The 18669-nt window shown below is 68.2% G+C and carries 20 protein-coding genes and 1 tRNA gene; 10 read left to right on the forward strand and 11 right to left on the reverse strand.

Annotated elements, in window-relative coordinates; translation table 11 throughout:
- Positions 1-4 precede the first annotated feature (4 nt).
- Positions 5-646, reverse strand: coding sequence for a DUF7114 family protein (locus V2L32_RS06685; protein ID WP_331235701.1), 642 nt, complete (start codon positions 644-646; stop codon positions 5-7).
- A gap of 52 nt (positions 647-698) precedes the next feature.
- On the opposite strand from V2L32_RS06685, the gene V2L32_RS06690 reads away from it, so the two are divergent.
- Positions 699-1385 (forward strand): enoyl-CoA hydratase/isomerase family protein, encoded by a 687-nt coding sequence (locus tag V2L32_RS06690; RefSeq protein WP_331235702.1) that lies wholly within the window; start codon positions 699-701, stop codon positions 1383-1385.
- A gap of 25 nt (positions 1386-1410) precedes the next feature.
- Entirely contained in the window at positions 1411-1635 is a 225-nt protein-coding gene (locus V2L32_RS06695; RefSeq protein WP_331235703.1) for a hypothetical protein, read from the forward strand.
- 110 nt (positions 1636-1745) lie between these two features.
- On the opposite strand, the gene V2L32_RS06700 is transcribed toward V2L32_RS06695, so the two are convergent.
- Entirely contained in the window at positions 1746-2576 is an 831-nt protein-coding gene (locus V2L32_RS06700; protein WP_331235704.1) for an NAD+ synthase, read from the reverse strand.
- Between the two features lie 124 nt (positions 2577-2700).
- Here V2L32_RS06700 and V2L32_RS06705 point away from each other — a divergent pair.
- Both V2L32_RS06705 and V2L32_RS06710 read left to right on the forward strand, forming a co-directional pair.
- Positions 2701-2771: transfer RNA gene (locus tag V2L32_RS06705), tRNA-Gly, on the forward strand.
- A gap of 212 nt (positions 2772-2983) precedes the next feature.
- Positions 2984-3211, forward strand: a complete 228-nt coding sequence (locus V2L32_RS06710; RefSeq protein WP_331235705.1) for a CopG family transcriptional regulator — start codon at positions 2984-2986, stop codon at positions 3209-3211.
- A gap of 52 nt (positions 3212-3263) precedes the next feature.
- On the opposite strand, the gene V2L32_RS06715 is transcribed toward V2L32_RS06710, so the two are convergent.
- Positions 3264-3887 (reverse strand): hypothetical protein, encoded by a 624-nt coding sequence (locus tag V2L32_RS06715; RefSeq protein WP_331235706.1) that lies wholly within the window; start codon positions 3885-3887, stop codon positions 3264-3266.
- 91 nt (positions 3888-3978) lie between these two features.
- Here V2L32_RS06715 and kynU point away from each other — a divergent pair, with 91 nt between their 5' ends.
- A complete protein-coding gene (kynU, locus tag V2L32_RS06720; RefSeq protein WP_331235707.1) occupies positions 3979-5241 on the forward strand; it encodes a kynureninase in 1263 nt (420 codons plus the stop codon).
- Positions 5242-5246: 5 nt separating this feature from the next.
- Here the strand turns inward: kynU and V2L32_RS06725 are convergent, their stop codons facing one another.
- The gene (locus tag V2L32_RS06725) at positions 5247-6146 is read right to left on the reverse strand and encodes an acyltransferase (RefSeq protein WP_331235708.1); all 900 of its coding nucleotides are present in this window, start codon (positions 6144-6146) and stop codon (positions 5247-5249) included.
- A 215-nt stretch (positions 6147-6361) separates the two neighbouring features.
- Between V2L32_RS06725 and V2L32_RS06730 the strand changes: the two genes are divergently transcribed.
- Positions 6362-7417, forward strand: a complete 1056-nt coding sequence (locus V2L32_RS06730) for an aldo/keto reductase (protein ID WP_331235709.1) — start codon at positions 6362-6364, stop codon at positions 7415-7417.
- Here V2L32_RS06730 and V2L32_RS06735 read toward each other — a convergent pair whose 3' ends face one another.
- The 4 genes from V2L32_RS06735 to V2L32_RS06750 all read right to left on the reverse strand — a co-directional run bounded on the left by V2L32_RS06735 (position 7418) and on the right by V2L32_RS06750 (position 11188).
- Positions 7418-8617, reverse strand: coding sequence for an outer membrane protein assembly factor BamB family protein (locus V2L32_RS06735; protein WP_331235710.1), 1200 nt, complete (start codon positions 8615-8617; stop codon positions 7418-7420). It lies immediately after the preceding gene.
- A 123-nt stretch (positions 8618-8740) separates the two neighbouring features.
- Positions 8741-8923 carry a hypothetical protein gene (locus tag V2L32_RS06740; RefSeq protein WP_331235711.1) on the reverse strand — a complete coding sequence of 61 codons (183 nt, stop codon included), beginning with the start codon at positions 8921-8923 and terminating at the stop codon, positions 8741-8743.
- Positions 8923-10674, reverse strand: a complete 1752-nt coding sequence (locus tag V2L32_RS06745; RefSeq protein WP_331235712.1) for a heme-binding protein — start codon at positions 10672-10674, stop codon at positions 8923-8925. The genes V2L32_RS06740 and V2L32_RS06745 overlap by 1 nt, the downstream gene beginning before the upstream one ends.
- A gap of 34 nt (positions 10675-10708) precedes the next feature.
- Positions 10709-11188, reverse strand: coding sequence for a hypothetical protein (locus V2L32_RS06750; protein WP_331235713.1), 480 nt, complete (start codon positions 11186-11188; stop codon positions 10709-10711).
- Positions 11189-11315: 127 nt separating this feature from the next.
- On the opposite strand from V2L32_RS06750, the gene V2L32_RS06755 reads away from it, so the two are divergent.
- Positions 11316-11831: a PadR family transcriptional regulator gene (locus V2L32_RS06755; protein WP_331235714.1), complete on the forward strand. Its 516-nt coding sequence runs from the start codon at positions 11316-11318 to the stop codon at positions 11829-11831.
- A 68-nt stretch (positions 11832-11899) separates the two neighbouring features.
- On the opposite strand, the gene V2L32_RS06760 is transcribed toward V2L32_RS06755, so the two are convergent.
- From V2L32_RS06760 to pyrH, 3 genes are read right to left on the reverse strand one after another with little or no spacing between them, the layout of a single operon-like run.
- On the reverse strand, positions 11900-13654 hold the full coding sequence (locus V2L32_RS06760; RefSeq protein WP_331235715.1) for a site-2 protease family protein: 1755 nt from the start codon (positions 13652-13654) through the stop codon (positions 11900-11902).
- Positions 13655-13712: 58 nt separating this feature from the next.
- Positions 13713-15383: a lysine--tRNA ligase gene (lysS, locus tag V2L32_RS06765; RefSeq protein WP_331235716.1), complete on the reverse strand. Its 1671-nt coding sequence runs from the start codon at positions 15381-15383 to the stop codon at positions 13713-13715.
- Positions 15380-16102, reverse strand: a complete 723-nt coding sequence (gene pyrH / locus V2L32_RS06770) for a UMP kinase (protein WP_331235717.1) — start codon at positions 16100-16102, stop codon at positions 15380-15382. The genes lysS and pyrH overlap by 4 nt, the downstream gene beginning before the upstream one ends.
- An 86-nt stretch (positions 16103-16188) precedes the next feature.
- On the opposite strand from pyrH, the gene V2L32_RS06775 reads away from it, so the two are divergent.
- From V2L32_RS06775 to V2L32_RS06785, 3 genes are all read left to right on the forward strand, one after another.
- Positions 16189-17016 carry a molybdopterin synthase gene (locus V2L32_RS06775; RefSeq protein WP_331235718.1) on the forward strand — a complete coding sequence of 276 codons (828 nt, stop codon included), beginning with the start codon at positions 16189-16191 and terminating at the stop codon, positions 17014-17016.
- 238 nt (positions 17017-17254) lie between these two features.
- On the forward strand, positions 17255-17494 hold the full coding sequence (locus tag V2L32_RS06780; protein ID WP_331235719.1) for a DUF7123 family protein: 240 nt from the start codon (positions 17255-17257) through the stop codon (positions 17492-17494).
- A gap of 54 nt (positions 17495-17548) precedes the next feature.
- Positions 17549-18667 carry a site-2 protease family protein gene (locus tag V2L32_RS06785; protein WP_331235720.1) on the forward strand — a complete coding sequence of 373 codons (1119 nt, stop codon included), beginning with the start codon at positions 17549-17551 and terminating at the stop codon, positions 18665-18667.
- Positions 18668-18669: the final 2 nt, after the last annotated feature.

Below are 18669 nucleotides of genomic sequence, written 5' to 3' on the forward strand. Positions count from 1 at the left end.
CGGTTCACGGGTCGGTCGCCGAAACTTCGGCGTCCGCGACCCACCGATCGAGGTGCGAGAGACGGGGATCGCCCCGGGCGAAGAACGCCCTCGCCTCGGGGAGCGGTGGTTCTACGGACCGACCGAGTGCCGAGAGGGTGGCGAGACGCTCTTCGCTCGGCCGCTCTCCGGCGACGCTCGCGCCCGCGAGACCGGCGAGCGCGAAGACGTCCGCTTCGAGACTCCCGCTCTCGACACCGCTGCGGCGGTTCGTCTCGTCCCGACCGAACGACCGGACCACCTCGACCGCCGCCTCGGCGGCGTCGCCCATCGCGAGGAGGTAGAACCCGCGCGAGACGAGCACGTCCGCGGCGAGGACCTCGATATCGGACTCGACGACATCGCCCCCGCTCGCCCAGGGTTCCTCCCGTACGAGGGTTCGGGTGAGCCCGAGACCGTCGTAGATGAGCTGGACGCCTGCGGCGCGTTCGGTGATCGCCCGATCGTCGACCGATCGATCGACACTGCGTGCGCTCGCGACCGTGAGGACGGCGGGAACCATCGACGCCCGGTCGAGGTACGCCTCGATCCGTTCTCGCAGTGGGGTCGGCTCGACGTCGGCGATGGCCTCGCGCGCGCCGCGGCGGGCCACCTCGGCCGCTTCCATCGTCCGGAGTTGGATCGGTAGCGGCAAAGCCCTTGTGAAACCGAGACTCCGTATGATCGAGACGGAAACGCGATCGGGGCTCGGGACGATCACGCTCGCGCGACCGGAGAAACGCAACGCGCTCGACCCGGCTGGCCTCGACGCGCTCGTCGGAGCGGTCGAGGCGGCGACCGAGCCAGTGGTGTTCCTCCGGGGTGCCGGCTCGGCCTTCTGCGCGGGTGCGGACCTTGAGGTCGTGAACGCGCTCGACGGGGAGGACGCCGCGGAGTTCGCCCGGCGAGGGCAGCGGGCCACACGGGCGATCGAGGAGGCCGAGAGCGTCGTAATCGCGGGGATCGACGGCCCGGCACGCGGCGGCGGCGTCGAACTCGCACTCGCCTGCGACATCAGGCTCGCGACCCCCCGGGCGACGTTCGGCGAACCGGGCGTCGCCAACGGGCTGTTCGGCGCGTGGGGCGGGACCGTTCGTCTCCCGCAGGTGTGCGGCCTCGGCGACGCGATGGATCTCTCGCTCTCCGGGCGCGTGATCGACGCGGAGGAGGCGCTCCGAATCGGGCTGGTCTCCCGGATCGTCGAGGAGCCGGAGCGGGTCGCACGGGGGATCGCCGCTCACGACCCCGACTCGCTCCGGATCGTGAAGCGTCGGCTTCGGGACACCAGCGAGGCCGGCCTCCAGGAAGAGGCGGAGGCGGCCGCCTTCGCGTCCCTCCTGAGTCGCGACCCGGAATCCGGGGACTGATGCCCCCACCGTCCCGAGTCCAGTCATGCCCACGTGCGAGTACTGCGGGGAGAGCGTCGAGGACGACGAGACGCTGCTCTCGCACCTCGCGACGGACCACGAGGGGGAACTGGGTCCGATCGACCGGCGTCGAGTCGATGAGCGGCCCCCGGCTACCGGCGACGCCCCCACGATCCTCTACGTCGCGATCGTCGCCGTCGGACTGCTCGCCCTCGTGCTGATCGCGCTCGCGCTCGGCCTGACGTTCTGATAGGGATCATCGTAGCCGGCCGGACCTCTCAAGCACACGTCTCATCGGTCTCGTTAGATTCGAAATCGAGGAACTATGAACTCCTACGATGATCCCTATGAGGACCGTGTTCAGGGACCGAGTTCAGCGGGAGCGGGCGGCATCTGGCGTTTGTGCTCGCTCCGTTCGTAGAGCTCCACCACGCGGTCGATCGCCCCCTCACCCAGCCCGAGCGTCCGTCGCGTCGCTGACCGCGAGAGCGGCCCGTCGACGTGGAGCGCGAGGATCCCATCGACCGTGTCGTAGTCGAGGCCCATCTCCTCCTCGTCGGTCTGGCCCTCCCACATCCCCGCGCTCGGCGGCTTCTCGACTAAGTCCTCGGGGACCCCGATGTGGGCCGCGAGCCCCCTGACCTGGCGCTTGTAGAGGTTTCCGATCGGGTTGCAGTCGACCGCCTGGTCCCCGTACTTCGTGAAGTAGCCGGTCATCGCCTCGGTCCGGTTGCCGGTGCCGAGGACGACCAATCCTCTCGAATTCGCCGCGAAGTAGTTGAGAACCGCCCGCGTCCGGACGTAGACGTTGCCGAGCGTCATCCTGTCCTCTTCACCCTCGGGGAATGCCTCGACGAACCGTTCGACGATCGGGTCGATCGCGATCACCTCGTACTCGATTCCCAGCATCTCGGCCACCCGCTCGGCGTCGCTCATGTTCTCCTCCCGGTTCACCTCGCTCGGCATCACCAGCCCGTAGAGCCCCTCCGGGCCGAGCGCCTCAACCGCGAGGTGGGCGGTGAGGGTGCTGTCGATCCCGCCCGAGAGCCCCAGCACCGCGCCGTCGGCGCCCGCGGCCTCGACCGTCTCCGAGATGAACGCGGTGATCAGCTCGCGGTGAGCCTCGAGCTCCTCCTCCGAGAGCGTGAGGTCGACGCCCGTCTCCCCCACGGCGGTTTCTGTGTTCGTCATCGAGCGTTCGTTGCGTCCCGACCGACTAATACTCTCCCGTGGCCCCGAGTTTACTGGACGTTCGTCGGGTAACGGGAAGCGCTATCTTGAAGTGTCGCCGCCGGCTACCGTTGGGATGCGTGTCGCACCGGTGGTGTAGTGGTAGCACATGAGCTTCCCAAGCTCATGGCCCGGGTTCGACTCCCGGCCGGTGCATCCCGTTGAACCGATTCGCGAGCGACGGCACAGCCGTCGTGAGTACGGCCGGTGAGACGGATGCTGTAAAGAGGGAGTCGAATCAGAGAGCGACGCGAGTACACGAGCGGAACGACCGTGGTTCGACGCCCGGCCGGTGGGTTCTACTGCCCGCTCCGCTCACCTGCAAACGAAGCGAAGGGTTCAGTATCACCGACTCGTTACGACGAGCCATGTCCGTCGTCGAAGTGACGCTGCCGGACGAGGTGTACGTACAGTTTGAGCGGATGGTCGAAGAGGAGTTCGTCAGCGAGGAACAGGCGGTCGAGGAGCTCCTGACGCTCGCCATCGACGCCTACGGGCCGCCCGAGAGCGAAGAGGAGACCGCGGAGTTCGCGGACCAGCACTGGGAGGACGAGTACACCGATCCGGGCGAAGCGACCGACGACGGCGGCTGGTAGTTCGCTCCGGCGCTCGGTCCGTCCCGTCCCAGGCCTGCTGATCGCTCGAGTTCTACTCGGTTCGCTCGTCGTCCGTGTCGATCCGTTCGGTCTCGTCGCTGTCGTCCGGTTCGTCGACCTCGACGGTTTCGTCCTCGGGCTCGGTGCCCGGCTCGTCGGTCTTCGTCTGGCTCGGTACCGCGTCGCCGGGGCTTGGTCCAGCTGCCTCGGCGGGCTCCGTCGCGGTCTCGACCTCCGAGAGCTCCTCTACGGTCGATTCGTCCTCCTCGTCGGCCGCCTCGTCGCCGGCGAAGGAGGTCCGGGGACGCTGGTTCCGCGTGCCCATCGAACTGCCCTCTTCCTCCTCGTCGGTCCCCGAGGGCTCGCCTCCGTCGGTGTCGTCCTCCTCGTCGTTCGATCCGCCGAGACGCTTTCGCTGGAGGACGCCGATCGCGATCCAGCCGGCCCCGACGAGAAAACGTGCGAGCGCTCGCGACTTGCTCCGCGGGATCGTTCGGATCGCCTTGAGGATCGTGATCCCGCCGGCCGCGAACGAGAACGTCCCCTTCCGGCCGTGTTCGCCGACGATCGGTGCGGCCGCGTCGACGATCGGCTCGATCCGCTCGGCGATCGTCGGTTCCTCCTCGTTCGACTCCGTGCCCGCGCTGCCCTCGACTGAGTGGTCTTGAACGGTCATCGTTCACGGTTCGAGCGGTCGGCGGATAAGGGCCCGCCCGGAGAGTGCGGGCACTCGCGGGTTTTTAGCCCCCGGATCCAAGGACGGGACGATGACCGACCCTATCGAAGCCCGGGCGGAAGCGCTCGACGCGAACGTGTCGCTCTCCGATGCCCGCGACCGGTTTCACCTCCCCGATGCGCTCTACATGGACGGCAACTCGCTCGGGCCCCTCTCGGACGCCGCGGAGGCGTCGCTCTCTCGAGCCATCTCCGAGTGGTGCGACCTCGGGATCCGCGGCTGGACCGACGGCGACCCACCCTGGTTCGAGTACGGCGAACGCCTCGGCGACCTGACCGCGCCGCTGGTCGGCGCGAGCGAGGGTGAGGTCGTCGTCGCGAACTCCACGACCGCGAACGTCCACGCACTGTTCGCGACGTTCTACGACCCCGACCGGCCGACGGTGCTCGTCAACGCCCTCGACTTCCCGACCGATCACTACGCGATCCGATCGGTGATGCGCCTCAGAGGAATCGATCCGGACGACCACCTCGCGCTCGTCGAGAGCCGTGACGGCCGAGCGATCGACGAGGCGGATATCGAGGCCGGGATCGAGAGACACGACGACCTCGGGGTCGTCTTCATGCCCTCCGTGCTCTACCGGAGCGGTCAGCTCCTCGACGTCGAACGGATCACGCTCGCCGCACACGACGCCGGCGCGCTCTGTGGGGTCGACCTCGCCCACTCGATCGGCGTCGTCCCACACGACCTCTCGGCACACGGCGTGGACTTCGCGGTCTGGTGTTCCTACAAGTACCTGAACGGCGGCCCGGGTGCGATCGCCGGGCTCTACGCGAACGAGCGTCACTTGCCGACGAAACCGGGACTCGCCGGCTGGTGGGGCCACGAGAAGGAGAGCCAGTTCGACATGAACCTCACCCACACCCCGGCACCCGACGCGGGTGCGTTTCAGATCGGGACGGTGCCGGTGCTCTCCGCGGCGCCGCTGTTCGGCGCACTCTCGATACTGGAGGACGCGGGGATCGAGGCGATCCGCGAGCGGTCGCTCTCGCTCACCGGCTTCCTGATCGACCTCGCCGACGAGATCGAGGGGTTCGCCGTCGGAACCCCCCGCGACCCCGACCGCCGCGGCGGCCACGTCGCGCTCGAACACGGGGAGGCCTACCGGATCAGCCAGGCGTTGCGCTCACGCGGTGTGATCGTCGACTACCGGCCACCGGACGTGATCCGGGTCTGTCCCGCACCGCTCACCACTTCGCACGTGAACGTCGCACGGGTGGCGAGCGAGCTGCAAGAAATCGTCAGAACCGAGGAGTACGAGCGCTTCGACCCCGTGAGCGACGGCGTCACCTGAGTGCGCTAGTCGGACGTGGAGAGGTCGCGCTCGAACTCGTCGAACACCTCGAGGTCGGACGGGAGTTCGTAGTCGAGTCTCCGACCGGTACGATCCGTCTCGACCGGTTCGTCGACCGGCTGCGCGACGTCCTCCCACCCCGGTTTGACCTTCACGCTCTTCGCGGGCATCCCCACCGCGATGTGGTGGGCGGGCACGTCGCCCTGGACGACCGCACGCGCGCCGACGATGGCGTTCTCGCCCACGTTGCAGCCCGCCCGCACCATCGAGTCGTAGGTGAGCCTGACGTCGTCCTCGATCGTGGTGTGGAAGTTCGTCACCTCGGTCTGGTCGACGACGTCGTGGTCGTGGCTGTAGACGTGGACGCCGTCGGAGATAGAGACGCGGTCGCCGATCGTCAGGTAGCCCCGGTCGTCTAAGTGCACCCCGTCGTGGACGACGACGTTGTCCCCCACCGAGATGTTGTGGCCGTAGGTGAACGTGATCCCCTTGAAGAACCGACAGCCCTCGCCGCACTCCTCGAAGAGGTGGTCGGCGAGCATCCGCCTGAAACGGAGCGCGAACTCGACGTTGTCGGCCATCGCCGTCGCGTCGAACTGCCGCCAGAGCCACTGGAGGTGTTTCGATCGGCGGAACGCCTCCTCGTCCTTCTCCGCGTAGTACTCGCTCTCGAGCGTCGCGTTGCAGGGGTCGTAGCCCTGCAGTCGGACGCGTTCGGCTGTCGAGACCTCCTCGCCGGCCTGCCACGCCTCGTACGCCTCTCGATCCCCGTAGAGGTCCACGAGCGTGTCGCGGACGACCTCGCAGGTGTCCTCCTCGCCCGAGAGCCGCTCGTCGACCTCGTCGACGAACGCCTGGACCCCTCGCTCGGCCGCCTCCGGGAGTGAGACGTATCGCTTCGTCATGGCCCCCCTTACCCCGCCTCCCACAAATCGGTTCGGTTGTGGGTAGCCCACGTCCATCCGGTGCGGGGGCGGGTTCTCCCGACCGATCGTCGGGGTCACGATGGAGCAGCGGGCCGCCGACCGACTCCCGACGGCGGGGGACCTCTACCCGGCGACGATCCGGTCTCGGTGAGAACATTCGGACCCGCTAAGTGTCCGCGTTCCCAACGGAGACCATGAAGCACCGAACGCTCGGTTCGTCCGGAGTCGAAGTCAGCGAGGTCGGCTTCGGCGCGTGGGTCGTCGGCACCGACTGGTGGGGCGATAGGACCGACGAGGAGGACAGGGAGCTGCTCCGCTACGCCTTCGAGCAGGGGATCACCTACTTCGACACCGGCGACGTCTACGGCCACGGCAAGAGCGAGGAGATCGTCGGCGAGGCACTCTCCGAAATCCGAGACGAGGTGACGATCGGCACGAAGGTCGGCTACGACTTCTACAACAACCCGCAGGCGGGCCACGGCGAACTCCCGAAGGAGATAACGCCCGAGTGGATCCGCGAGGCGACCGAACGGAGTCTCGACCGGCTCGGGACCGACTACGTCGACGTCCTCCAGCTACACAACGCGAACGCCGCCGAGGTCGACGAGGACGTGCTCGAGACGCTCGAATCGCTCAAAGAGGAGGGCGTCTGCGAGGCGATCGGCTGGGCGCTCGGTCCGTCGATCGGCTGGATCGCCGAGGGGAAGAAAGCGATCGCGGAGGGCTTCGACGCCTTGCAGTTCGTCTGGAACGTCTTCGAGCAGGTACCGGCCCGACCGTTCCTCGAGGAGATCGAGCGCCTCGACGCCGAGACGAGCCTGATACCGCGCGTCCCGCACTCCTCGGGGCTGCTCAACGAACAGGTCACTCCCGACACCGAGTTCGAGGAGGGCGACCACCGCGCGTACCGCCCGACCGAGTGGTACGAGACGGGCTTCGAGAAGGTCGAGGCGATCCGCTTCCTCAAGCGCGACGGCGAGCGAACGCTCGGCCAGGCGTCGATCCAGTGGCTGCTCGCGCACGACCCTGTCGCGACGGTCACGCCGACGTTCCGATCGCGTGCCGACGTCGACGAGTGGACGGACGCGCCCGAGACGCCGACGCTGTCGGACGAGGAGCTCGAACGGATCGAGGAGCTCTACCGGGGGAACTTCGGGATCGACCGGGAGGATGGGATGGACTCGCTTCGCTCCTCGGTCGGCGGCGAGGACATCGTGGCGGCGGGCGTCGATCGGGGAGCCGCCGACTGATCACCGGAGCGCCGTGAGGTCGCCGCCGCCGAGATAGATCGTCCGATCGCCGACGACGGGCGGCCGATCGGCCGGAAGTTCGGTCTCCCGGACCGCCTCGCCGGAGTCGAGTTCTCGCGTCTCGAGGAGCGGTGTCGGTTCGCCGACCCTCTCCTCCGGAACACGGACCGTGTAGAGCGTCCCACCCGCGACCGCGAGGTGTGTGACACCCGGATCCGGACGCTCCCAGCGGGGCTCGCCAGTCGTACGATCGTACGCGAGCAGCGATCCGTACCGGTAGCCGACGACGACCAGGTCCTCCGTCACCGCGGGCCGTGTCGGCCGGTCACCAGCCGTCGTCCACGCCGTCTCGTCCCCCACGAGCGCCGTGATCCTCCCGGTTTCCCCGACCGCGAGGACGGTGCCGCCACGGACGATCGGCGCCCCGATCACGCCCGCATCGAGTTCCCCGGACCACCGTCGCTCGCCGTCGTCCACACCGAGGGCGGTGACCGTCTCGCCGTCGGTGACGTAGACGCAGTCGTCGTCCGCCGCGGGTCGACCGCCGGCGTCGGACCGCCACCGCTCTTGGCCCTCCACGTCGAGAGCGTAGGTCGTCCCTGCCGCACCGGCGAAGAGCGTTCCGTCCCCGGGAACGACGTGCGACGGCCGATCGCCGAGGGCGAACCGCCACCGTTCGGCGCCCGCTCGATCGTACGCGACGATGTCGCCGGCCACCGTCGAGACGACGATCAGGTCGCCGACGAGCGTCGGCGGGTGACCGACGCCTGCTCCAGGGTCCGACTCCCACTCCACCGCTCCCCGGTCGGCAGCGAGGGCGTAGAGCGTCCCGCGTCGCCCCGAACTCCCGGTCCCGGCGACGACCACCCGTCTATCCGCCGCGACGGGGCGTCCGAGGACCTCGCTCGGTTCGAACGTCCACGCGACCGTCGGTTCGTCTGCAGGCCCCGTCGCGCTCACCGCGCCCGTCAGACCGGGTCCGCCGCGGTAGCTCAACCACCCATTCGTCGCGATCTCCGTCCGCCCGCCTCCCACATCGCTCTCGTCCCCCGTCCGGTCATCCCGGTCGGTCGGTGGGGCCGGCTCGTCCGCTCCGCCCGTTGTTTCACCCGCTCCGCGCAGTCGACGCAGCCCGTACACCCCGCCGAAGGGGAAGACGCCCCCGACCGTGGCGATCACGGTCCGTCTCGATCGTTCCATGGTCTCCGTACCTTACCACTACGGTTAGTTATCACGAGGGTAAGAAACCGGACGACAGGAGACGGCTCTATCCTCTCGGATGAGGCGATTAAACGCACGCTAACCCCGGGTGGCCGGAACCGCTCACCCGGCGAGCGTTCGGTAGAGCGCGACCGAGAGCGCGAAGCCGAGGCCCGCGCCCGCGCCGACGACCAGCCCCCACTGCAGATCGTCTGCGAGGACGCTCGCGACTGCCGCGACGACCACCGGCACCGCCAGCAGGACGAGGACGCCGACCGGGTATCGACGCTCCGTGGACTCCCCCATCAGGCGAGGAAGACGTGTCGCGGTCGGTCCGCGAGCACGTCACGGCCCCAGCGGACCGTCTCGCGGAACGCCTCCGACCCGAAGAAGGCCATCGCGTCCTCCTTCGCGCGCCACTGGCTCGCGATGAACATGTCGTTCTCGTCGTCCTCGTTCACGAGGAGTTCGGTCCCGTGGTGGCCCTCCATCCCCGAGAGCACGTCGGCCACCTCGTCGAACGTCCCGACGAAGTCCGTCCTGTGTTCGGGTTTCACCGTGTAGAACATCCCCATCGTGCCGAAGCCGCTTTCGGCCTCGCCGAGCACCCCGTCCTCGTCGGCGTGCGCGACGATCCCCGGGAGGTCGGCCAGGAAGCCGCTCGCGGTCTCGGCGGCGGACTCGGTCTCCCAGATGCTCACGACCGCGAGGCGGTCGCCGTCGTGTCCCTCGTACACCGCGGTCTTCACGTGCGTGTCGTAGCGGTCGAACCCGTCTCGCAGATCGCCGACCTCCTCCGAGAGTTCCTCACGATCGGCCTCGGAGTAGAGCACGAGCGCGTAGACGTCCTCGCCGTGGGGCTTCCCGCCGTAGATGTCGAGCTCCGCCAGCTCCTCTCTGATGTCGCTCCCGCCGTCCCCATCTCCCTCCCCGTGGGCCTCGCCGGTCTCGTGGCTCTCGACCTCGCTTCCCACCGCTCCGGAGATCACCTCGGTGACGCCCGGAAGCTCCTCTAAGAAGCCGCTCGCGGTGTTCGCTGCGCCCTCGTTCGCCCAGACGCTCACGACCGCTGCTCCGCTTTCGCTCCCGTGGACCTCTGTCAGCACGTGGCTGTCGTAGTGCTCGAAGCTCCCGCGCAGGGAGTCCACCTCGCTCTCGACCTCCGCGCTACCCGCCTCCGTGTGGATCACGAGGCCGTGTGCGCCCTCCGGAGCGTCGACGGTGACGCCCAGCGCGCCGAGTCCCTCCGCGAGCGCTGCCGCGGCGTCGGCCGACTCGTCGACGGCGACCGCCTCACCCGCCATGAACGCCTCCAGCTGCGTGGGCGCGAACCGCCGCCCCACGTAGAACGGGCCGAACTCGGCGTACCGGGAGGAGACGGGGTCGTAGCGCATCTCGGTGATCAGCTCCTTGATGTCGGTCATCTCGTCGGAGAAGAGCGTCACCCCCCACTCCCAGTCGTCGAAGCCAATACTCCCGGTGATGACCTGCTTCACCCGGCCGGCGTAGCCCTTGCCGACCTCGCCGTGGCTCTCCATCATCTCGGCGCGCTCGGAGAACGGCAGGTCGTACCAGTTGTACTCCGGGTCGCGGCGCTTGTCCATCGGGTAGAAGCAGACGAACTCCGTCTCGGGGAGTTCGGGGTCGATCCGCGAGTCCATGTAGCGTTTCAGCCCCGGGTCGGCCTCCGCGTTCGGATCGAAGTAGTCCGCCGAGGCCTCGGTGTAGCCCGACGCCTCCGTCACGGAGAGGTAGGAGTACACCGGCTCGGTGAACTCCGCGAACGTGGTTCGCTCGAACTCCCGCGAAGCGGTGTCGAGGTCGGCGATCGACGGGCGCAGCGAGAGCAGGAGCAGATCGGCCTTGTGCCCGAGCACGCTGAAGATCGCGAACTCGCCGTCGGCGTCGGACTGTTCGGTCAGGAAGCCCAGCGCGTCACCGAGTGCGCGCTCGTGCGTTGCCTCGTCGACCTCGTTCCAGGCCGGCCAGTCGACGCGGCGGAAGTCGTGGAGCGCGTACAGCCCCTCCTCGGTTCGCGGTGGCTCGCGTCGTTGCATACGTCGATCTAGGCGAGCCGCCACATAGGCGTTTTCAAACCCCGGATCCGCTCGCCGCGAGGGGGAGCGAGCGGGGGCCGACGACCGCGGTCAGCCAGCCGAGCGCGAGGCCGTAGAGCAGCCATCCGATCAGCGAGACCAGCCCGAGGTTCGCGAGCGTCGGCCCCCCAGCGACCGTCCAGAGCGCTTCGCCGACGAGCCAGATCGAACCTCCGTACCAGAGGCCGATCAGTGCCGCGGTCGTGGCGTCGCCCGCGTACCGATCACGCACCACGAGCGCGCCGAAGCCCGCACCGAGCGCCGTCGTCAGCGACAGGTGGAGGGCCCACCCCAGCGAGCTGCCCTCCGCACCGACGAGGGCCGAGAGCGCCGCGAAGAGACCGAGGAGCCAGAAGAGGACGCCGACGAGCAGCCCTGCCGAGAGCCCCGCGAGCGCGCCGAGGACCGCTCGGCCGGCGTCGTCGCTCCCGGAGGCGGGCCACCCCTGGATCGGCACGAGACGTCGTGGGTCCACGCGAGAGGGTACGCGTTCGTCGGTGATAACCCCGTCGCGTGGCCCTCTCCGAGATGGCCCGAGAACCGGGTTCTCGGGCGTCCTGTGAATCGAAACGCTTTCACCCCGCCCACCTGAAACGAGGACAATGCGAAAGAGCGGCCCGCCGAAGGGCCTCATCTCGTATCTCGTCCTGGAGCTCCTCGCGGAGCGACCCCGCTACGGCTACGAGATACTCAAGGAGATCAAGGGACTCAGCGGGGGCCACTGGGAGCCGTCGTACGGCTCGGTCTACCCGATCCTCTACAAGTTCGAGGAGAAGGGCTGGGCCGAGCGGATCGAACGCGAGGACGAACCCGACCGGAAGTACTTCGAGCTGACCGACGCCGGCCTCGAGGAGCTGGAGGCGAAACGCGAGCAATCAGGGGGGAGGGGTCGGGACTTCGCGGACGTGATCCTCGGCTTCTACCACGTCTTCGCGACGTTCGCGACCGACGACCGGTTCGACCTCCCGGCCGAGGAGGGCGAGTGGCACTTCGACGAGACGTTCAGCCGGTGGATCGTCGAGCAGATCACCCGCCACCACGAACACTACTTCGGGGAGTTCGAGCGGATCGAGGACACTCCCGAGGAGTTCTACGAACGCCAGGGCGTCGACCGCTGAACCCCCCGGTCGGGCGCCGTCCGGAGCACTCCCGAGGGGTGACGGGGAACCGATCGACGTAACGGTTCCTACGCGAGCAGGCCCTGTCCGAAGATCATCAACAACAGCGCGAGCAGCATCGTCACGCCGACGGAGATGGTGACGGTCTTCGTGAGTTCGTAACCGGTCGAGACCGGGAGCCGGGAGACGACCGCCTCGGTGCTGTTTCTGAGGATGTGCCCACCGTCGAGCGGGAAGGCGGGGATACAGTTGAACAGCGCGAGGTTGAAGTTGATCCAGCCGGTCCAGAACAGCGCGTTCGCGAGCAGGAAGACGGTACCGGCTCCGAGCAGCGACAGCGGTCCCTCCACGACGTAGAAGTTCGTGATGTGGCCGGTGAAGCCGGCGAAGTTAAAGGGCAGGCCGATGTCGAGCAGCGAGGCGATCGGCAGGATCAGCGCCGAGACCACCAGCCCGAAGAAGTCGCCGCCGGCCGCCGCGCCGCCGTCGTCGTCGCCGCCGCCGAGTGCCGCGAGGTACGCGCTCGACGGGTACTCCTGGATGCCGAAGTCGCTCACGCCGATCCCGCTGATGCCGGCCTGGAGGAAGACGCCGAGCTGACCGTCCTCGCGCTCGACCTCGTAGCTATCGCGCTCGCCGTCGACGTACGCCTCGATCACGACCGTCTCGCCAGCATCCTCGAGGGTCGCACTGAGTTCCTCCCTGGTGAGCACGCGCTCGTCGTCGACCGCGGTGATCACGATCCACTCGGCGTCGGTGGGCGCGCCCGCCTCGTCGAACGGCCCACCCTCCACGACCTCGGGGACGAGCGCGCCGGCGGCGAACGTCCGCTCCTCGCCGTCGGCGGTCCCGACGGTCACCTCGGTCCGCTCGCGGAGCAGGTCCTCGAACTCGCGTTCGGTGTGGATCTCGTCGCCGTCGACTGAGACGATCGTGTCGTTGGTCTCCAAACCGGTCGGCCCGTCGGGGACCGCCTGTACCACCAGCAACGAGCGCTCGACCTCGACCTCGCGTTCGTCGTCGATCGTGACCGAGACGACCTCCTCGTCGGTCTCCGCGAGCGTCTCGGTCAGTTCGTCCGTGGTCGCGACGGCCACCCCGTCGATCGCGGTGATCCGGTCGCCCTGGTCGATCCCGGCGTCGGCGGCCGCGGAGCCGGGGAACGTGCCGCCGACGGCCGCGCCTGGTGCGACCGCGATCGCACCCACGACGGGGCCGAACAGCAGCGCGAAGGCGACGACGGTGACGACGACGTTCGCGGTGACGCCCGCGGCGAACATCCGGGTCTGACCGCCCCTGTCCGCCGCCTGCTGGCTCTCGTGGTCCGGCTCGACGAACGCCCCGATCGGGATGAACGCGAGTACGGCGAGGCCCATCGACTCGATCTCGATGTCCTCGACCCGGCAGAGCAGTCCGTGTGCGCCCTCGTGGAAGACGAGCGCGACGAGCAGGCCGAGGACGATCTCCGGGGCGACCGACAGCGGAAGGAACTCGTTTACTCCTGGAATGACGAGGACGTTCTGCGGTTCGGTGACGGCGGTCGACTCCGGCGAGCGCATCTGCCCGTAGGCGGCGGTGACGACGAAGACGAACGCGATCACCATGATCACGAGCGCCATCCCGACGCCGAGGTTGGCGAACGCCCGCCAGAACCGTTTGGGAGCCGAGAGCCGGTCGAGGAACTCGCGGCCGCGTTTCGTGTGGAGCGTGATGATGGGTCCCTGCGTGCCGACGTAGCCGGGGAGCAGCCCCCGGTTCCGGGCGGCGATCAGCGCCAGCCAGTAGAGGCCGACCCCGAGGAGGATCCACGTCAGCGTACTCATTGCGAACGGTAGGGGACGCGCCACTCAAAGCGGTTGTGGGTCGTCGCCCGTCCGCCGTTCACCGCTCGCGCCGGAGCCGTGCGAGGACGAACTCGCGGTCGAGCCGCGCGAGGAACGGGCCGAGCTGCGGTCCCTGTTCCTCGTCGAAGAAGAGACGATAGCCCGTCGAGAAGAACTCCCCGACAGGGATCCCGTGACGCTTCGCGCTCTCGTAGATCTCGCCCTGGATCGCCTCCGGGTCGTCCTCACGCTCGACGAACGCCGCGAGTTCGTCGAGCGCCCGTTCGGTGTCCTCGTCTAGATCTACGGTGGGTAGCTCTGCCCGTTTCAACTCGTAGTTGTACTCGTTGTCGGTCCGGCGCGCCCAGTTCCGCGCGCGGTCGACCCGCGCGAGCGCCCCCTCGACGGCCCCTTCGGAGGCGTCCTCGGGGATGTGACCCTCCCGTCTGGCGATCTCCTCTCGCAGGTCCGGATCGTCGGTCATCCCCAGTACCGCCGCGAACCGGAACGGGATCCGAACCCGCTCGGGGTCGGGATCGGGGACGACCAGTGGGTAGACCCGCTCCGCGAACCGTCTCTCGCGTTCGTCGGCCTCGACCTCCCCGAAGTGGATCGCCTCGAACCGGTCGAACTCGTCGACCAGCAGGTCGAGACGCTCGATCGAGAAGTCCCGGGCGCGCGAGGGGTCTTTCGCAAAGAAGTATCGGAGTACGTCGACTTCGACCAGCTCCAGCACCTCCGAGACGAGCACGACGTTGCCCTCGGAGGAGGAGAAGGGCTCGCCGTCGAGCGTGAACCACTCGTAGACCATCGGCACCGGCGGCTCGAAGCCGAAGACGTTCCGCGCGATGTCGACGCCGGAGGGCCACGAGCCCTCGGCGTGGTCCTTGCCGAACGGCTCGAAGTCGACTCCCAGCAGCTCCCACTGCGCGACCCACTCGAAGCGCCACGGGAGCTTCCCCTCGCTCAGGGACGCCTCACCCTCGTGACCACAGCCCTCGATCGTACGGCCGCCGGCCTCGATCGCCGTACAGCGATACGAGACGGTTCCCGCGTCGAGATCGATCTCTCTCACCTCGCCGGTGAGCTTCCCGCACTCCGCACAGATCGGTGTGAACGGGACGTAGGACTCGTCGGCGGTGTCCTGATAGCTTGAGAGCAGCTCGCTCGCCCGCTCGCGCTCTTCGAGGAGGAAACGGGTCGCGGCCTCGAACTCGCCGGCCTCGTAGAGTTCGGTGTTCGAGACGAGCTCGATCGGCACGCCGAGCTCCTCCGCACCCTGCCCGATCAGGTTCGAGAAGTGCGCCCCGTAGGACGCACAGCACCCGAACGGGTCTGGGATATCGGTGTAGGGCGCGCCGAGGTTCCGCCCGAGCGCGCCCGCGTCCACCTCTCCCAGATCGGCGAGCGTTCCGTCGAGGTCACAGAGCGTCCGCGGGAGCTTCCGCAGCGGATCGCGGTCGTCCGCCGTGAACACCTGTCTCACCTCGTGACCCCGCTCCCTGAGGACGGCGGCGACGTAGTAGCCGCGCATCACCTCGTTCATGTTGCCGAGGTGCGGGACGCCCGAGGGAGAGATGCCGCCCTTCACGACGATCGGTTCGTCGGCCTCGCGCTCGCCGTTCGCTCTCTCGTCTGCCACCCGTTGCTCGACCCTGTCCGCGACCTCGTCGGCCCAGAAGACGTGTCGGTCGTCGCTCTCGCCGAGGAGATAGGGGGAGTCGCTCATTCGCCGTCGACCCAGTAGGTCGGTTCCGCTCCCATCCCCTCCGGGATCACGTCGGTGCCGTCGTGGTCGCCGTATCGCACGGCGGAGGCGATCCGGTCTGGGTCGGTACCGTCGAGGACGATCGTCCGCATCCCCGAACGCTCGATCACCTTCGCCGCGAGCAGGTCGACCGGCGCGGAGGCGCCGGCGTTCATCTCGATGCCCGCGATCACGTCGACGAGTTCGCCCGGCGTCAGTTCGTCGAAGCGGGTCGCCTCGCCGTCCTCGTTCGGGTCGGCGTCGAACACGCCGGGGACGCTCGTCGCGTAGACGAGGAGGTCAGCACCGACGTACTCCGAGAGCGCGGCGGCGACGGCGTCGGTCGTCTGCGCGGGCGTGACCCCGCCCATCACGCAGACGTCGCCGTGTCGGATCGCCTCGCCGGCGTCCTCGTACGTGCGCGCGGGAGACGGGACGACCTGGTCCCCGAGGGCGGCGATCAGCAGCCGGGCGTTCAGTCGTGTCGCCCCGATCCCGATCTCGTCGAGTTCGATCTCGTTGGCACCCAGCGCCCGGGCGGCCCCGATGTACTCACGGGCGACCCCGCCGCCCCCGACGACAGCGCCGACGGCGACGCCCTCCGCGGCGAGCTCCTCGATGACGGACGCGTGTGCCGCGACGCGTCCGGACCCGAGATCGGGCACGAGGACGCTTCCACCCACAGAGATCACGACTCTCATTGAGAGCGCGTAGCCCGGAGTCTCCCTTAAGGGTTGTCACCGCCAGCCGACGACACCTACAAGTGTCCCAGCGACCACCACCGCACATGAAACCGCTGGGCGTCGTCGGTCCGTCCGACTCGGGGAAGACGACCCTCGTCGAACGGCTCACCGAGCGCCTCTCCGAGGAGGGTCGGGTCGGGACGATAAAACACATGACCCACGCCCCCGAGATCGACACCGAGGGCAAGGACACCGAACGCCACCGCGAGGCCGGGGCGACCGTCACCTACGGGCTGACCGACGAGGAGAGCTGGTTCGCGACGGGCGACGACCTCTCGCTCGGCGAGGCGCTCGACCGGCTGGCACCGACCCACGACTACGCGCTCGTCGAGGGGTTCTCGGAGGCACGGATCCCGCAGGTCGTCCTGGGTGGCAGGGAGCACGCGGGCGAGGCGCTCGCCGAGGCGGAGACGGCCGACGGCGTGGACCTGGATGACGTGATCGACGCGCTCTCCGGGACCGAACCGTACGTCACCCTCGAAACGCTCGTCGCGCGGGCGAAACGCTCGCCGAGGGCGGACCGGGCGGGGGCGATCGCGACGTTCACCGGGCGGGTGAGAGAACGAGACGGCGAGGAGGACGATCCCACCAGCTACCTCGAGTTCGAGACGTACGAAGGGGTCGCCGAGGGGCGGATGCGGGCGATCGAGGAGGAACTCGCCGCGCGCGAGGGTGTCCAGGAGGTGCTCAGCCACCACCGGACAGGCGTCGTCGCCTCCGGCGAGGACATCGTCTTCGTGGTCGTCCTCGCCGGTCACCGCGAGGAGGCGTTCCGCACCGTCGAGGACGGGATCAACAGGCTCAAGGACGAAGTACCGATCTTCAAGAAGGAGGTCACGACCGACGAGGAGTTCTGGGTCCACACGAAGTAACAGTTCATTTCTAACGATAAAAAGAGATTTAAACGTCCGACGACCCGGATCGACCCACTCCTTTCCACGCGATCACCCGTTCGAAACGACGGGTTCTATGGCGACATTAAAACGTTTAACGTGATTTACATCCTTCCTAAACCTATCGTTTTACGACAGTTTCAGCGAATCCGACCGAAGTAATGCTAAGCGTCTTGACGGTATAAGGGGATCCCCGAGAGAGCGTCTCTGAGTCACGATGAGCACTTCCGCACACCACAGCCCGAACAGCAAGGAAGCCCGACTGAAACGGTACCTCGAGGAGCAGGCCGCCGACGGCGACCTCTACTTCAAGGGGAAGTTCATCGCCGACGACGTCGGACTGTCGCCGAAGGAGATCGGGGCGTTGATGGTGAAACTCTCCGATTCTGCGTCAGGTTTAGAGATCGAAAAGTGGTCGTACACGAGCGCGACCACGTGGCGCGTCAGCTCCGCGTGAGTCACACCGACCCGCGGATAAGGGTTAATGAGCCTGCGCCCTAAGGCGTGGTAGATGCAGCAGCCGGAGTCGCCCGTCGATGGACCGCCGCTTTCGGCGCTCTCCGACGTCTTCTGGGTCTACGAGGTCGGACGCGACGGCGAGTCGATCCGCTACTACGGCGAACCGATCGTCGACGGACGGACCCTGATGCGAGAGCTCTGGCCCCTCTTCCGCGAGTCGGGCTACGAGATCCGGCTCACGCGTGAGCGCGGGGAGTGGCTCCTGATCGCCGAACCCGTCTCGCTCGGCGTCGACGGGATACCCTGGACGCACCTGATCCTGTTCGGCCTCACCGTCGCGTCGACGCTGTTCGCCGGCTCGCTCTGGTACCACTACGATCCGTTCTCGCTCGAGGCGCTCCGGGCCTGGCCCTTTACCGTCGCCGTCCTCGGAGTGCTCGCGGTCCACGAGCTCGGTCACTACGCCATGGGCCGGTACCACAAGGTGCAGGTCTCGCTGCCCTACTTCATCCCGATCCCGACGCTGATCGGGACGATGGGCGCGGTGATCAAGATGAAAGGACAGATCCCGAGCCGCCGAGCGCTGTTCGACATCGGCGTCGCGGGTCCGCTCGCGGGGCTTCTCGCGACGATGGTCGTCGCGATCATCGGGCTCCACCTCCCGCCGGTGACCGCCCCCCAGGAGCTGATCTCGGACCCCGACGCCGGCGTCTACATCCAGCTCGGCTATCCACCGCTGCTCGAGTTCCTCGCGTGGCTGTTCGACCGGCCGCTTCACTACGACGACCCCGCGGTGGCGGTGAACCCGGTCGTCGTCGGTGCGTGGGTCGGGATGTTCGTCACGTTCCTCAACATGATCCCCGTCGGCCAGCTCGACGGCGGCCACATCACGCGGGCCATCCTCGGCGAGGACGCCGATCGGATCTCCGCGTTCGTCCCCGTGGTGCTCTTCTCGCTGGCGGGCTATCTCTACTACCTCGCTGGCGTTCCGGGCGACGCGGCGTTCATCTGGGCGTTCTGGGGCTTTCTCGCGCTCGTCGTCGGGTTCATGGGCTCGGCCCAGCCGATCGACGACGCCGAACTCGGCACCGGGAGGGTCGCCGTCGGCGTCCTCACCGTGGTCCTCGGACTGCTCTGTTTCACCCCGGTGCCGATCCAGGTCGTCGGCTGAGC

It is taken from the genome of Halalkalicoccus sp. CGA53 (genome assembly GCF_036429475.1).
GTDB lineage: Archaea > Halobacteriota > Halobacteria > Halobacteriales > Halalkalicoccaceae > Natronorarus > Natronorarus salvus.